12 protein-coding genes are annotated in these 15,260 nt (G+C 69.2%); 5 read left to right on the forward strand and 7 right to left on the reverse strand.

The window, feature by feature from the left end:
• The first annotated feature begins 111 nt into the window (after positions 1-111).
• The gene (locus IPG50_30050; protein MBK6696399.1) at positions 112-807 is read left to right on the forward strand and encodes a DUF2293 domain-containing protein; all 696 of its coding nucleotides are present in this window, start codon (positions 112-114) and stop codon (positions 805-807) included.
• 30 nt (positions 808-837) lie between these two features.
• Here IPG50_30050 and IPG50_30055 read toward each other — a convergent pair whose 3' ends face one another.
• The 3 genes from IPG50_30055 to IPG50_30065 form a co-directional block, all read right to left on the reverse strand.
• Positions 838-1,815 (reverse strand): hypothetical protein, encoded by a 978-nt coding sequence (locus IPG50_30055; protein MBK6696400.1) that lies wholly within the window; start codon positions 1,813-1,815, stop codon positions 838-840.
• A 154-nt stretch (positions 1,816-1,969) separates the two neighbouring features.
• A complete protein-coding gene (locus IPG50_30060) occupies positions 1,970-2,638 on the reverse strand; it encodes a hypothetical protein (GenBank protein ID MBK6696401.1) in 669 nt (222 codons plus the stop codon).
• Between the two features lie 406 nt (positions 2,639-3,044).
• Positions 3,045-3,617, reverse strand: a complete 573-nt coding sequence (locus tag IPG50_30065; GenBank protein ID MBK6696402.1) for a hypothetical protein — start codon at positions 3,615-3,617, stop codon at positions 3,045-3,047.
• A 191-nt stretch (positions 3,618-3,808) separates the two neighbouring features.
• Between IPG50_30065 and IPG50_30070 the strand changes: the two genes are divergently transcribed.
• The gene (locus tag IPG50_30070; GenBank protein ID MBK6696403.1) at positions 3,809-5,758 is read left to right on the forward strand and encodes a hypothetical protein; all 1,950 of its coding nucleotides are present in this window, start codon (positions 3,809-3,811) and stop codon (positions 5,756-5,758) included.
• A gap of 6 nt (positions 5,759-5,764) precedes the next feature.
• Here IPG50_30070 and IPG50_30075 read toward each other — a convergent pair whose 3' ends face one another.
• The 4 genes from IPG50_30075 to IPG50_30090 all read right to left on the reverse strand — a co-directional run bounded on the left by IPG50_30075 (position 5,765) and on the right by IPG50_30090 (position 11,067).
• The gene (locus tag IPG50_30075) at positions 5,765-6,688 is read right to left on the reverse strand and encodes a hypothetical protein (protein MBK6696404.1); all 924 of its coding nucleotides are present in this window, start codon (positions 6,686-6,688) and stop codon (positions 5,765-5,767) included.
• A gap of 71 nt (positions 6,689-6,759) precedes the next feature.
• Positions 6,760-7,845 (reverse strand): DegT/DnrJ/EryC1/StrS family aminotransferase, encoded by a 1,086-nt coding sequence (locus tag IPG50_30080; GenBank protein MBK6696405.1) that lies wholly within the window; start codon positions 7,843-7,845, stop codon positions 6,760-6,762.
• Positions 7,846-7,880: 35 nt separating this feature from the next.
• Positions 7,881-8,060, reverse strand: a complete 180-nt coding sequence (locus tag IPG50_30085; protein ID MBK6696406.1) for a DUF4177 domain-containing protein — start codon at positions 8,058-8,060, stop codon at positions 7,881-7,883.
• A gap of 640 nt (positions 8,061-8,700) precedes the next feature.
• Positions 8,701-11,067 carry a fatty acid cis/trans isomerase gene (locus tag IPG50_30090; GenBank protein ID MBK6696407.1) on the reverse strand — a complete coding sequence of 789 codons (2,367 nt, stop codon included), beginning with the start codon at positions 11,065-11,067 and terminating at the stop codon, positions 8,701-8,703.
• A gap of 229 nt (positions 11,068-11,296) precedes the next feature.
• Between IPG50_30090 and IPG50_30095 the strand changes: the two genes are divergently transcribed.
• The 3 genes from IPG50_30095 (at position 11,297) to IPG50_30105 (ending at position 15,161) form a co-directional block, all read left to right on the forward strand.
• Positions 11,297-12,802 carry an NAD(P)/FAD-dependent oxidoreductase gene (locus tag IPG50_30095; GenBank protein ID MBK6696408.1) on the forward strand — a complete coding sequence of 502 codons (1,506 nt, stop codon included), beginning with the start codon at positions 11,297-11,299 and terminating at the stop codon, positions 12,800-12,802.
• An 80-nt stretch (positions 12,803-12,882) separates the two neighbouring features.
• Complete coding sequence (locus IPG50_30100; GenBank protein MBK6696409.1) at positions 12,883-14,352, forward strand: serine/threonine protein kinase; 1,470 nt, start codon at positions 12,883-12,885, stop codon at positions 14,350-14,352.
• Positions 14,353-14,357: 5 nt separating this feature from the next.
• Positions 14,358-15,161 (forward strand): hypothetical protein, encoded by an 804-nt coding sequence (locus tag IPG50_30105; protein MBK6696410.1) that lies wholly within the window; start codon positions 14,358-14,360, stop codon positions 15,159-15,161.
• Positions 15,162-15,260 lie beyond the last annotated feature (99 nt).

Consider the following 15,260-nt stretch of genomic DNA (forward strand, 5'->3'; position numbering starts at 1 on the left):
GCGTAGGCCTGTGGGGCTGGTGAACGCCCCTGTCGATGGCAACGCGAACGAAGCCAGGCACCCGCGCGTTCTTGCGCCATCACCACCCCACGCCTCGTACGATGCTTCGCCATGGCTGACTGCCTGATCCTCGGTCCCACGCCCGTCGCGGGTGTCTTCGTCACACCCGACGGCAAGCGGTGTTCACCTCCTTCCCATTGGGCCCACGTTCCACCGGGGGACGCGATGTTGACGAGACGCGTGAAGGCCGCCGGACCGTCGTGGGCCGTCGTCGAGAAGAAGGGGCGGAAGACCTTCTCGAAGGGCCTATGGGCCGACGCCGCCACCATCGAACGCATCCGCGCCGAGGTGGAGCGGGAGCGGTCCACGGAGGGCTACGCAAAGAAGCGCGTGGCCGATGCCGCGCGCCGCGAGCGCGCCGAGTCCGACTACGTCGTGACCTTCGAGTCCGAGGTGATGACGTTCCTGGCGTTCTCCTCCGAGTGGGCACCGCTCGGGCGCGCCGTGGCCAAGGCCGTCGCGGCCCACGCGACGCCGGTCGGCAGCGGTACCGTTGCCCGCACGAAGCGCATCCCCGTGGCCGAGCGCGCTGAAGCCGCCGTCATCGCCTGGATGCGTCACCAGACAACGGCCTACGATCAGCTGCACATTCCACGCGTCGCCGGCAAGCGGCGGGAGCTTCGACGCGAGCTCGCGCGCGTGTCGCGTAGCGTCCTGGCGAAGCATCAAGTCAACGTTCCTCACGGCATCGACGGGTGCCCCCTCTGTAAGGCCGTCGTCGACGCGAAACGCGCGGAGAGCCGCTGACGCCCGTGCCGCGGCGAGGCGCCCAGCTAGCTAGGGCACCGACACGTTCATGCTCGGCGCGTCGCTCGCTTGCGGTACGAACTCCTTGAGCAAGGCGCCCGCCGGCTGCTGGGCGCCGGCGCGAACCTGAAAGGCGTGGCCCACGAAGGTGTTCTGGGAGACGCCTGCGTCAGCGGCGATCGTCTCCGCGTAGTTCGCGGCGCAGTCACCATCGACCCAGTAGAGCGAAACGGGGGCAGCGCCCTTGTTGGTGACCGTGAGCTTGACGGCCGCTCCTCCAGGCGAGGAACACACCGGCGGCGCGCCGCCATCGGGCGGCGGAAGGGTAACGACCATCGCGCCCGCATCTGAGACGTCACTCGCGCCGACGGAGAACTCCTTCACGATGGCGCCGGCGGCGTTCCCATCGCCCTCACGAACACGAAATTTGTGCCCCACGAAGGTCTCGTACCGCGAGGGCTTTCCGCGCGGCAGCCTTCCGCCGAGGACCTCGTTGCAGCTTCGGTCCACCCAATAGAGCGTGGTCACGTCGCTCCGCTGATTGATCACGGTCAGGTTTGCGGCCGTGGTCCCGGCGAGCGAGCACTGGGTGGGCGCCTCACCAGCCGCCGCCGGGATGACGACGGTCACAGAAGGCGCGTCACTCGCCTGTGGGACGAACTCCTTGAGGATCGCTCCCGCCGCGTCCTGGGTGCCTTCGCGAACGCGCCACATGTGGCCCACGAACGTCGACTGCGAGGCGGTGAGGCCAGCGCCGAGCACCCCGGAGAAGATCTCGTCGCAGCGATCGTTCACCCAATAGAGCGACACGACGCGAGAGCGCTCGCTTCTGAATCGAACCTCGAGCGGCTCGCTGCCGCGCGTCGAGCACGTCGGCAACGGCGCCCCGGGCCCTGCCGACTCGCTCGCCGGGACCGGTGCGCTCGCGTCGCTCTCGTTGATGGAGCAAGCCACGACGACGATAGCGAGAGCAGGCGCGACGGTGAGCCACAAGAGCGGTGCGTTCATGCGGGGCGAGTAGCGCGCAGCGTGGCTGTGGCAAGCAACGAGGCAACGAGCGACGAGAAACCCCGCCGCCACGTTCCTGTCGCAACAGACGATTGAAGTCAGGGCCGAGGCGCTCACCCTTGGAGGGTCTCGATCGAGCGCGAGACTGCGGCAGCTACGGCAACGCTTCGAGCTGCGCGCGAGCCAGCTCGTTGGCGTCTTGCGTCAGCGGCCTCTTCGCCTTCGGGTCGGTCTTCGCTTCGACGCCCTTCAAGTCCTTGGTCAAGTCCTTGGCCGCTTTGGTCTCGGTGAGGAAATCCGGCAGCGTCGGGAGCTCGCCGGTGGTCGCGGCGCGCCGCTTGGGGGTCTCGCGCAGCGCGGCCTTGGCTTCCTCGAACGAGATCTCAAGATCGTCCGGCGGCGCGGTGACGACCTCGTCGGTGGGCGCGAGAGGCGGAGCGGCCGCCGACGGCGGAGGCGCCGCCGCCATGAGGCGCACAGGCGCGGCGCGGGACGAGGTGGCGTCGGATTTCGATTCGCCCCGCTGGAGCATGACGCCCAAAAGAAGGCCCAACGCGACAAGCGACGCTCCCCCCACGAGACGCAGCACGGCTGGGATCGGGCGCCGCGCGAGAGGCGCTAGTTGGCCCGGGGCCGTCAGGTGCGGTGACGTTGCGAGGGCTATCGCGTCGAGCGAGAGCGGCGGCGGGGGCATCGAGAGCGTGGTCGGCCGGATGCTTGGCGGCGTGGGCGGGCGCGCGGGCCCCGTGAGCTGTTCGAGCGGTCGCCATTGACCGCTGCTTCCGGCGCACGAGTCCGGCAGCCGCGGCGTCGACGCGGGCACGCGGGGAACGCGCCCCGAATCATCGGGCGAACTCTTAGCGCGGTCTCGCTCGCCCTCTCGTGCGGCCTCGCGCTCGTGGCGACGCGGCGGGGGCGGGACGGATTTCGACATCACGACCGCCCGCGTGGACGGGCGCGCTTCGTCTGCGCGGTCTCCGGCCGAAGGCGCCTCGGGCTGTCGCGTGCTGTTCGGCTTCCCTCGTTCCATCCAGCCCCGCATTCCATGCCGCGGGCGGAAGCGCCGCGCTAGCGAATCTTCTGCTGCAGCGGGATTGAGACGCGAGCGGCGCTCTCCGAAAAGACCGCGCGGGGGCGGGAGTCACGACAAAGGCCGCCGGCGAGAAGCAGGAGGAAGGAATCAGGCCTTCCCCCCGTACCAGGCGACCCCCAAGGCCCTCACTCGCAGATCACTCGCAAACGCGGTCGATGGAGCACGAGTCGCTGCAGCAGTCGCTGTCGAAGGTGCAGGATTTCCCTGCCGCCTTGCAGGAGCCGCCGCCCGAACCTCCGCCCGAACCACCCGAACCGCCAGACCCACCGGAGCCACCACCCGAACCGCCAGACCCACCCGAGCCGCCGCCCGAGCCACCGCCCGAACCGCCCGAGCCACCACCCCCGGAGCCGGTGCAGACCTCGCAATAGCCGTCCCCGCAGTTGTTGCTCTTGCCCTCGCAGGCCTTGTCGTCGGGATCGCAGCAAGAGCTGCCCTTGTTCTTGCCGTCCGTGCACTTGCAGGCGCCGTTGAGGCACAAGAACGACTGCTTGCACTCGGAGCTCGAGCTGGACGAGCTGCTGCCGCCACCACCTCCCCCGCCGCCGCTGCCGCCACCGTTCGAGCCGCCTCCTCCATTCGAGCTTCCGCCGCCGCTGCTTCCCGCCGTCCCGCTACCAGTGTCGGTCCCCCCACCGCTGCCGCCGCCGGAACAGCCCACCACGAGAAAGACAGTCGAAAGCGAAAGACCGAGAAGCGTACGAATCATGTTCCGTCTCCTTTGACCGCGAAGACGGATGGCCCCGGCGACCGTCGCAAGGAATCGACCTAGGCTGAGCGGCCACCGGAGAAGCTGCATCTTTTCGTGGGGCGAAAGGCCTCCCCGTGAGCCCGGCGGGAGCGCTATATGTCGTGCCCGTCACCGCTGCGGGAAGCGATGATCGAGAGCAGCCTCTGGCCATGTACCTTGGGTTCCTGATCCTCTTCGGGCTCAGTGGGCTCGCGCTCGCTGCGGCCATCGCGGTGGCGGTGCGCGCGCGCTTCAGCGGGCGTGCGGAGCAGGCCGTTGCCGTGTGGATGGCCTGGAACTTTCTCATCATCCTCCCCATCTACGCCCTCGGTCTCCGTGATCGGCTGACCGCGCCGGCGCTCGCGGGGCTCTCTCTGCTCACATCAGGCCTCGTGCTCGCGAGCACCTTCCAGGGGGTCGGGCGGCGCGCCCATGCGCAGGTCATCGGGAGCACCTTTCTGGGTCTCTTGCGCCTCCCGTGGGACGGCCTTCGACTGGCCCTTCAGGCGCGCAGCGTCATCTTCGTCGGCCTCGTGCTCGCGCTCGGCATCTGGAGCTACACGGCCTGGCTCGCGTACTTGGCCCCATCGGATCACTACGACGCGCTCTGGTACCACGAGCCGATGGTGGGCTTTGCCATCCAGAATCGCGGCTTCTCCGTGGTCGCGCTCCCGCCGTCGCTCCAGAACATCAACGGCTACCCGCGGCTCTGCGCGATGACGAACCTTTGGTTCGTGATCTTCACGGACCGACGCCTCATCGAGGTCGTCAACAACGTGATGGGGCCAGCGCTCGTCTTTGGCACTTACGTTCTGGCGGCACGCTTCTCGAGAGAGCGACTCGTCGCGATGGGCCTCGCCATCGCGATATGGCTCATGCCGGGGACCTTCCTCGAGCTCAAGGGCTCGTACATCGACGTCCACACGGCGGCCTTCGTCGTATGCGGCCTGGTCTTCGCGACGCGCCCTCAGTTCCGGCTACGCGACGCGTGTTTCGCGGGCATGTGCTGCACCATGTTGGTGGCCGCCAAGGGCCATGGCCTCATGTGGATGCCGCCCGTGGCGCTGATCGCCATGGTGCGCGTCCTCGTGCACCATCGGAACCGCAAGCTGGCGAGTCTGGCGGTGATCCTGGGCGGCGCGGCGCTTATCGTCGGCTTCGCGGCCACGACCTACTGGCGCAACTACGTCGAGTTCAAGAACCCCTTCTGGGCGGCGTTCAGCTACGACAATGAGAAGTGGGACATCCACTGGCCCAAGACCGGCGACGTCTACGACACCGTTGACTTCAACAAGCCGCCCTATCAGCTCCTCAAGGACATCTACTCGCCACCGAAGCCAGGCAACGACTACGCGGACATCCGCCTCCATGGCTACGGGCTCGGGATGCCATGGGCCACCTGGCCCGTCGCGGCGCTCGCCCTCGCCGCCGCCTTTGCGCTGTTTGTTCGCGACGTGGTCTTTCGCCGCTTTGCGCCCGTCGCCGCCGCGCGTGACGCGGTTGCCGCCGAACATGCCCGCACGCGCGGCGTCCTGCTCGTCGCCTTGCCCATGTTGGCCACCTGCTACTTCTCACCGGCCCTTTGGTCGGCACGCTACAACTTGCACGCGTCGGCGGCGCTCTTGTGCCTCGTTGCCTGGGCGTCGGGTTTTCGAACGTGGCGCCGACTCGGCGAAGGGGTCGCGGCGGCGAACATCGTCTGCGGCGCGATCATGCTCGTGTGGGTCGAGCCTGGCTGGATGGTCAGCTTCGACGAGGCACTCTCCCTCGCGCGCATGAGCGCGTTCGAGCGCGAGACGGCGCCCGTGGCGCTAGCGCCCATCTCCCGCGAGGTCGCCTGGGCCCGCGAGACGGAGCTCGGTCCTGGCACCGTCGTCGCCATCAGCGCCAACTATGGCCTACCAGGCCTCCTCTGGAGCCGGCGCTTCGAGAACCGAGTGATCTGGGTTCGACCGGAGCGCGAGCGGTTCTTGAAGTCTCTCGACGACGTGGGCGCGACCTGGGTCATCGCGGGGCCCGGGGACGGCGTTCACGATCTCGTGCTGCAAGACACGACCCATTGGGAGCGTATCGGCGTCGTCTCGCGCCCCGTCACGGAGGCGTTTCGGCGACGCCGCTGACGCGCATCATTGGAAGTCACTGAGCGGCTTGCCGTACACGTGAACTCGGTCGAGCACGAGGCTGCCGCCTCCTGTGCAGCGGACTCGGACGAAGCGGGCACGGCGCCGCTCGCCGTCGGCGCTCCACGAGCGCGCCGCCCCGATCGGTACGTTGCGTCGCGCCACGCCGCGGTACTTGAGTCCATCGTCGGAGAACTCGATGAGCAGCGGCAGGCACTCTGCCATCATCGGTTCGCGGTCCCGGTCGCGTCGGTCGCGCACGACGACGCGGTCGACGAAGTAGTCGCCTTCGAGATCGACGGCGACCCAGGTGTTGGCCTCCGCGGACGTGTGGACGCCATAGGGCGTGACGTTGAGCCAATCGGTGAGGCGGCGCGGCTTGATGTCGGGCGTCGCGTTCGAACTCACGCTCACGGGCCGGTGAAAGGCGCGGTCGGGCGGCGCAAGGAACGCCCAATAGACCGCCAACGGCAAGCCCACGAGCGCCGCCACGAGGGACAGGACGCGACCAAAGCGAGCAAAGCGCACCTCGCCGGGCGTTCGCACCTCGGTTTCCGACGCGAGGCGCCGCTCCAGTCGTTGCAGCGCGAGCGCCGCGTCGGCGCCGCCGTCACCACGCGTCATCGCGTCGGTCAGCCTGCGTGGCAAAGGATCGCGGCCATCGCTGGCATCGCCCGGGGCACGAAGCAGCTCGTCCAGGACGCCGTGAAGCGTCTCGCGCGTGGCGGCGCGCGCCGCCGCGGGCGACTCCGTCCTCGCGAGCCGTGCACGAAGCCACTGCTCGACGGCGTCGCAGTAGAGGGGCACGGCATCGGTCGCGCCCCCTGTCAGCATCGCCTCCCGCGCTGCCGCGCCCCGCGAGTGCGCCGCGGTTGCGACCTCCGACAGGTAGTCGAGTTGCTCGCTCGTGAGCGTCTCGGAGCGAGCCATGGCGGACGCCAGCCAAATGTGTTCCTTGAGTCCCGAGCGAAGCGCTCGTTGGGCGGATTCGAGACGCGTCCTCATGCGCCTCCGATGGCCTCGGCGACGCGCTCGAGGTCGGCGGCGTCGAGACCCGGGTGAACCGGCAAAGACAAGACCTCGCCCGAGAGCCGCGTCGCGACGGGCAGCGGTTCGCCGCCAAAACCGCACGAGCGCACCGACGGTTGGTCGCTGGCGAGGCGCGCGTAGAAGAGCCCCGTCGCGATACCAAGCTCGGTCATGCGGCCACGCACGCGCGCGCGCTCGTCGGCGCCAGCCTTCACGCGCACCGTGTACTGATGCCAGACGTGCGTTCGTTCGGGGCGCACCGTAGGCAACACGAAGCGCTCGCCGTAGCGCTCGAGCTGCCGCGACAGAGACGCGGCGTTGTGTCGGCGACGTTCCGTGAGCTCACCGAGCCGCCCAAGCTGCGCGCGACCGAGCGCGGCGTGCAGCTCGCTTAGGCGAAGGTTGAAGCCAGGGCGCTCCGCGTAGTCGCGCTCTTGCCTCCCGTGAGAGCGGAGCATGCGAGCTGCCGCGGCGACGGCCGGGTCGTGGGTCGTGATGATCCCGCCCTCGCCGGCCATCACGTTCTTCGTCGCGTAGAGGCTGAAACACGACGTGTGACGCGCGCCCACGGGCTCGCCGCGGTAGCGCGCCCCCATGGCTTGTGCCGCGTCCTCGACGATGACGAGGCGACGCGCCGTCGCGAGGTCTTCGATGCGCGCCATGTCGCAGGGCTGCCCGAACAGGTGCACCGGCAGGATGGCGCGCGTCTTGTCCGTCAGCGCAGCCTCGAGCTTCTTCGCGTCGAGGTTGAACGTGTCTTCTTCCACGTCGACGAAGACCGGCTTTGCGCCCACATGGATGATCGCGTGGGCCGTGGCGACGAAGGTGAACGGCGACGTGATGACCTCGTCGCCGGGACCGATGCCGTGCGCGAGGAGCGCGAGCTGCAACGCGGCGGTTCCCGACGACGTCGCCACCGCATAGGGAGCGTGCGTCGCGCGCGCCCACTCGTCTTCGAGCAGGCGCGCCTCGGGGCCTTGTGCCAGCGTGCCCGATTCGAGGACGCGCAAGACCGCTGCCCGTTCGTCGGGCCCGATAGAGGGAGCCGAGAGCGCGATCGCCGCGTCGTTCACTCGATCGTCCACGCGGGCCGTCACTCGGGAAGCGGCCTCTTGAAGAGCAGGTGCGTCTCCTGCGAGTAGCCGTGTTGCTCGTGAGGCACCGCGCACGCGAGCTCCCAACCCTCACGGCCCAAGGCGGCGAGCTCTTCGTCGAAGGACGCGTGCGCGATCTCGCTGACCTTAACGCTGTGACGTTTGTACTCCCATCGCATGGCGCGTGCTCCCGGTGCGAACGACAGCCAAAGGGCCGCCGAACGAAGAGAGTACACCGCCTGCGGGGCTCACGGGGCGACGCGGGGCGCAGCGCACCGGGCGAGCTGCGGCCTCGCAAAAGGGGAGGGAGAGGGGGATGTGGCGGGAGGGGGGGCGGGGCAGGGGGGGCGGGAGGCGGGGGGGGCCCGGGAGGCGAAGGAAGGGCCGGCGGGCCACGGGCGGCGCCGCGGCGGCGGGCCGAGGGGGCCGCGGGGGGAGAGGGGGAGGCGGGGGGGGGGCGGGCGGGCGAGGGGAGGGGAGGGGGGGGGGGGGGGCGGCGGGGGGGGGCGGGGGAGAGAGGAGGAAAGCGAGCGCGGGCGGGAAAAGGGGGAGGGGGGCAGGGGGAGCGGAGAGGGAGCGAAGGGGCGCGCGGGGGGACGAACCCGAAAGAGGAGAAAAACGGGCGCCCCGGGGGCGCGCGAAGGCGGGGGGGGTCCCCCCGCGCCGGCGGCCGGGCCCGCGGGGGCGCCCCCGGGCGCCCGGGGGGACCCGGGCCCGGCCGGGGCCGGCCCCTCCCCGGGGGGGGGCCCGCGCCCGGGGGGCCGCCGGGGGGCCCGGCGCCCCCGCGCCCCAAAAAAAAAAAAGGGGGGGGGGGGGGGGTCACCGACCGCGCGAAGGCTGAAGCTCCAGCGGCCAAACGTAGGCGCTCGTGTCGATGATGCCCGCGTGAAGCGGCTCGTCCTTGATGGCCCGCTCGTGCTCTTCGTCGAGCGTGGCCCAGAACGCCGGCGAGTTGCGCGCGATCTCGTATTTCGTGCGCAGCGCCGCGCGCTCCGCAGGCGCACCGTTGGCTGCCGCCACGAACGCGGCGAGCTGAGCCATGGGCACCGTCAAAAAGAGCTGGGGAAAGCCTCCCCTGCGTCCGCGAATGACCGAAACGCTATCGAGCTCGGGACGATGCACCGACTCGGCATCCACGGTACGCCGAGACGATCCAAAGATCCGATTGGCCACGAGCGTGTAGCGGAGCTTCTCGTTGCCCGTGTCCACGGTGAGCCACGTCACCTCGGGAAGAACCGCGGCGAGGGCCGTACTCTTGGCAGCCAGGAGCGCCAGCGCGGCGTCGGCGTCGGCTGGCGTGGCGATGCGCGCCGGCGACGCCGGAAGGGCCACCATCGGATCACCCTCGAGACCGTCGCCTCTCGCGATCTCGGGGCCGAGGTAGGTCCTCAACTTCGAAACCATGTGCGCGACGGGCCGCGCCCCATCGAGGTCCTGCACCGCCGACGGATAACCAGCCCCACGCATCGGCGTCGCGGCGGGCGTCGAAAAGCCGGGCGTGAAGGACTTGCGCAGCTCGTCGCGCTTGCCTTCGGGCATGAGCATGAGGAAGAGGTCTTCGCTATGAGAGCGCACTTGCGCCATCGTCTGCCAGGCCGTGGCCTTCTGGCCCATCGGCCCCCACGGCTTGTAGAGCGCAACGAGCGCGTAGTAGAGCCGCTCGAAGTTCGCGTAATCGAGGACCCACACGGTGTCGGCGAGCTGCCCGGCGGGACCTTGATGCGCCGACGAGTTGGTGTCGTGACGAAGGACCGTGACCCAAGCGTTCTTGTCCTTCTTGTCGCCGTCCCAGATGTCGCTCTCGGAGAGGCCTTCCGGCTTCTCGCGCCGCAGGGCCTGCTCGAAGGCCTCTTCCAACGCCGCGTCGCGCATCGGCGATGGATCCGTCGGATCGAGGTGCTCGTAGCTGGCGCGACCGAGCTTCGGATCTTTCGCCGAAGGATCCGACGACGGCTTCATGAAGACTGTGAAGAAGCGATCGCGAATCGCCGACGTCGCCTGGCTGCCGGTGCAGACGTCACCCTTGACCATCGCGTCGATGAGCGCGTGCGCGTTGTCGAGCATGAACTGGTAGCGCGCCGGCGCGGGAATCGCCTCGAAGAAGGCGAAGGGATTCTGTCCCGCACGACCACGTGACGGTGCCGTGGGCGCAGCCCAGTCGCCGCCAAAGAGCGCCTTCCACCGCGCCATGAGGGACGCGTCGGCGTTAAACACGATGTGGTCCTTCGCGCTCACGAGCGGCGTGAACTTCTTGAGGCGGAAGAAGTACGGCGCGCCCGGGTCGTCGCCGGGGGCCTCCGTCACGAGCTCATGAATGGGTCCGGTACGTTCGCGAGCCCGCACAAGCTCGAAGAAGTCGCCGCGCCCCTTCGCGCTGTCGTCGAAGTGAAACTTGCCGAAGAAGACGTGCTCGTAGACGTATTGCATGGCGTGATGCCATCGCGCGTCGCCGTCGTTCAGGAAGGACTCCCACTCGGCAACCTTGGCCTCGTCGCGTGGTCGCTCGAGGGTCTTTTGATTGGCCTCGCTCGGGCCCTCCGCCCCGTCTTTGAGCCAGCGCAAGAGGACGCCCGCTTCGTCGTCGGTCAGCGCGGGCAGGCCCAGCGGCATGCCGGTGCCCTTCTTCGCCAGGCGCTCGTCGAGTTCGCCCGCTTGGTCGACGCACGCGAAGGCCAACAGCTCCGCGCGCTGCGCATAGATCGAATAGGCCGGCGCGAGATCGAAGCCCGGGGCGTTGTGCTGCTTTCCATGCGCCACGAGCTTCGACATGATCGATTGGTCGCCGCCGGTTACGACGGAGTAGAAACCCTTCGCGGTCCAGTCCGCCTCCGTTACGCCGTCCTTGAGCCGGGTGGGCGGCCCTTGCGTCGAAAAGAAGCCGTGTGGATTGGAGCCCCGCTTGACGCCTTCGAAGCTGGTGAGCTTGAGCTGACAGGGCGAGCTTGAGCATCCGTGGCACGTGACGCAGCGCTTGCCGAGGAGCGGCTGTACGTCGTCGAGGTAACGATCATGCTCGCCCCCCCATCCGGCGAAGCGATTGCCGGGTCGAAAGAGCGACGCAGACTCCCGCTTTCGAAGGGCGCCTTCCTCCGCGTCGTCGGTCTCGCCCGACGACTGACACGCCGTCGTCAACGCCGCAGCGCCCAGCGCGAGCACGGCCGCGAGGCTGAGGGCAAAGCGGGACATCCCGGGCCGGCTGCAAGAAGTGGCCCAAGGCTGCCAGCGCTCCCCTTCCCCGTTCACCCCGGCTTTTTGGCCCGGCCGTCGCTACCCATGCCGCCGCGTCCTGCCGCGACGGTGGATCGAGGGCCCGGCCGCACTCTTCGAGGACGATCGGTGGCAACGCGGCGCGCCCTCGAGCGAGCGCCACGTCCGTGCATCGATTCAAGCGAAGGATGCACTACGCTGCAGCGCCTTGAGCGACACGACCCACTTCGACGATCTCGTCATCGGCTCCGGCATGGCGGGTCTTGCTTACGCGGCGCTCGCCGCCAACGCCGGACGCCGCGTCGTCGTCCTCGAAGCGCATGACACGCCGGGTGGGTACGCCCACTCGTTCCGCATGAAGGACTACCGATTCTGCGCGCAGGTCCACTACATCTTTGGCTGCGGCGAAGGCGAGACGATCCACGCGCTCCTCTCGAGGCTCGGCGCCCTTGAGGCTGTTCCCTTTCTGCGGCTCGATCCGGAAGGCTTCGATCACGTCGTGGTCGCCGGCGAGCGGTTCCGCATCCCAAACGGCCTCGCAACCTTCGAGAGTCGCCTCGCGAGGCGGTTCCCCGAAGCAAAGTCGGCGTTGCGCGAGTACTTCGAGGTCGTGACGACCCTCGGTCGCGAGCTCGAGTCCATGGACGTGCCGGCAGAGCTCTCCGTTCTAGCGCTGCGGGGCGCTTGGGCCGCGCGGCACGTGATCCGCTACCAACGCTGGACCCTCGAAGATCTCTACGACCGCGTCGCGATGCCCGCGCTGCTCCGCGCGGTCCTCGCCGGTCAGTGCGGCGACTACCTCCTGCCGCCGCGCGACGTCTCGCTGCTCCTCCATGTGGCGCTCGTCACCCTCTACGATCGCGGTGCCTACTACCCTAAGCATCACTACGCGCACTTCGTCGAGACCTTGGTCAAGAGCATCGAATCCCACGATGGGTGCGCGGTCTTGCTCGAACACGAGGTCGACCGCATCCACCACGACGACCGCCGCGCGCTAGGCGTGACGACGACCAACGGCAAGCGGTTCACGGCGTCGCGCTACGTGTCCAACGCCGACCCTAAGCTCACCGCGCGGCTGGCGGGCCTTCCAGACGCGGCGCCGGAGCTCGCCTACGAATATTCGTCGGGCACCTTCACGGTCTACCTCGGTGTGCGCGGCCTCGACCTCCGGGAACACGGCTTCGGCTCGTTCAACGTTTGGCACTACCCGCACGCCGACATCAACGGCATCTACGACACGCAGCGCCTGCGTCACGATCTCGCCGATCCGTGGCTCTTTTTGTCGACGCCCACGCTCCACTCGAGCGAGCCGGGCCTCTGCCCACCGGGCGATCAGATCCTCGAGGTGGCCACCTCGTGCGACTACGAGCGCTTCGCGCGGCTCCGCCGGACCGATCGGCGCGCCTACAACGCCGAGAAGAAGAAGATCCGCGACCGCATCGAAGAGGTCATCGAAGCGCGGTACGTGCCGCGGCTCCGCGAGCGCATTGTCATGCGCGTCACGGGAACGCCGGCCACCAACGAGCGCTTCTGCCGCGCCCCGGAGGGCAACTCCTACGGCGCGGCGCTCACGCCGGCGAACGTGGGGCCGAACAAGAAGCCCCGCCGGTCGGCGCTGGAAAACCTATGGCTTGCCAACGCGACGGCGGGCTTCCCTAGCGTCTCCGGCGCCATCGGCGCTGGCGTGAGGCTGTTCGAGGAAGGCCCACGCTAGAGGTGCGTTCCGGTCACGCGAAGGGTGCGACAGGGTACGAGGGCGCCGATCCCAGTGCCGGACGATGTTACCCTCGGCACGTGGACGAGCGGGTGATCGCTGGAAGATACACGTTGCTATCGAAGCTCGCGGCGGGCGGGATGGCGACGGTGCACTTCGGCAAGATCGACGCGCCCGGCGGCTTCAACCGCGTCGTCGCCATCAAGCGCTTGCACCCCCATCTCGCGGCCGACAAGGCCGTGGCCGCGCTGTTCCTCGACGAAGCGAGGTTGGCCGCTCGGATAAGGCACGCCAACGTCGTGCCGACGCTCGACGTCGTCGCCGAGAAAGACGAGGTCTTCCTCGTCATGGAGTACGTCGCCGGTGTCAGCTTGGCCGATCTCCGCCGCGCCGCGCAGCGCGCGCTTCCAGTGGCGGTGGCCGCGAAGATCATGATGGACGTCCTCGAGGGACTGCACGCCGCGCACGAGGCTGTCGACGAGCAGGGCGTTCCGCTTCGCATCGTGCATCGAGACATGTCGCCTCAAAACGTGATGGTGGGCAGCGACGGCACGGCGCGCGTCTTGGACTTCGGCATCGCGAAGGCCGTGGGCCGCTCCCACACGACGCAAGACGGCGGCCTCAAGGGCAAGCCTTCGTACATGGCCCCGGAGCAGATCGAGGGAGGCCGCGTCGATCGGCGCACGGACGTCTACGCGGCCGCCGTAACGTTTTGGGAAGTCCTTGCCGGCACCGAGCTCTTCCCGGCGGAAACGCCGGTGGCCGCCATGATGCGTTCGCTGCGAGAAGCGGCTCCTGCCCCGAGCACCCACAACCCGAGCGTGTCACGGGGCCTCGACGAGGTGGTGCTTCGCGGTCTCGCGAAGCGCCCCGACGAACGCTTCCCGACGGCGCGCGCTTTTGCCGACGCGATCGAGCAGACACAGCGGCCAAGCACGGCGCGCGGCGTGGGTCGGTACCTCGAGGACACGGCCGCCGAGGTGCTGTCCGCGCGAGCGCAACAACTTGCGTACCTCGTCGACGACGATGGGCAACGGTCAGCGGTGGCGCCCGCCGAGAAGCCCCCGGCTCCTGCCGCGCCGGCCGCGCCGAGCACGGCCAACGAAGGTGACCTCACCCACTTTGAAGCCGTCGCAACTGGGAAGAGCCGCTCGGACTCAGCCAAGTGGCGTGCCCTGGCCGTCGGCGCCGCTGCAAGCGTGATCGTTGCCACGGCAGCGCTCACGACGCGGCACCTGTTCGAGCGGGAGCGCGCGGACTCGCCACCCATACCAACGGCCCGCGCCGCGAGCCCGATGGTCGAGGCGGCGGTGCCGGCGCGTTCTGCGCCACCCGCATCCCCGTCCGCCCCACCCACCACTGAACCGGCTCCATCGGCGCTAGCGCCCTTGCCGTCGTCGTCATCGCTCGCTGCATCGAACGGACCGACCCCGTCGGCAGCCGGCCCGCGCCAGGGCAAGAAGGCCCCGCAGCGGAACGCCGCCGCCTGCAGCCCGCCGTGGACCCTCGACGCGGAGGGTCTTCGCGTCCTCAAGCCCGAATGCCAATAGCCAACATGTCGCTCCGCTCTACGATCGCGGCCGCCCTCGCGGGGACCCTCTTCGCGGCTCCGCACATCGCCTATGGCGGCGACAAGGCCGCGTGTTCCGCGTCGTACACCAACGCGCAACGGAGCCAGCGGCGCGGCTCGTTGCTCGAGGCTCGCCGTGAGCTCGCGGTGTGTTTGCGCGAGTGCTCGGCGGCGGTTCACGTGGACTGTGCACGCTGGGTGGACGAGGTCGAGCGAGCGATCCCGTCGCTCATCGTGTCCGTTCGTCGCGGAGGAGCCGACGTCGCCACCGCGAGGATCGTCGTCGATGGAACGATCCCGCACTCGGCGGGGCTCGCCACCGAGCTCGATCCCGGACCGCACCGCATCGTCGTGACCGACGGGGCCACGGTGCGTGAGGAGACTGTGGTGCTCGCCGAGGGCGAGAAAGGACGCCGCCTCACGGTGGAGCTGCCAGCGCCCAGCGAACAGAGCGCGGCGGCGCCAGCCCCGCAGCGCGACGGCGCACCTCAGTCGAACGCTCGGGTTCCAACGGCGGCCATCGCCTTGGGTTCGGTGGGTGTCCTCGGCCTGGCGTCTTTCGGAACGTTCGGCCTCCTCGGCGCGGCCAAATATTCTGACCTCGAGACGTGCCGTCCGGGGTGCGCCCCCAACGACGTGACGACGACGCGCACCTACTACGCCGTAGCCGACGTCTCGCTCGCCGTTGGCGTCGTGGCCCTCGGCGCCGCGGCGATCGTGTTCCTAAGTCGGGCCAGCCATCGAGGCGCTGCCCTCGTTCCAAGCGCACCGACCGCCGTGACGTTCTAGCCACAAGGCGACGCCGATGCGCAAGCGTCGACCGTGGCGCAGCCCGCCACGGCAAAGTCCGACGCGGGTGCCCCCGTGATGCGCTTTGTCGACGTGAAG

It is taken from the genome of Myxococcales bacterium, from assembly GCA_016703425.1.
In the GTDB taxonomy this organism is placed as follows: Bacteria; Myxococcota_A; Polyangia; order Polyangiales; family Polyangiaceae; genus JADJCA01.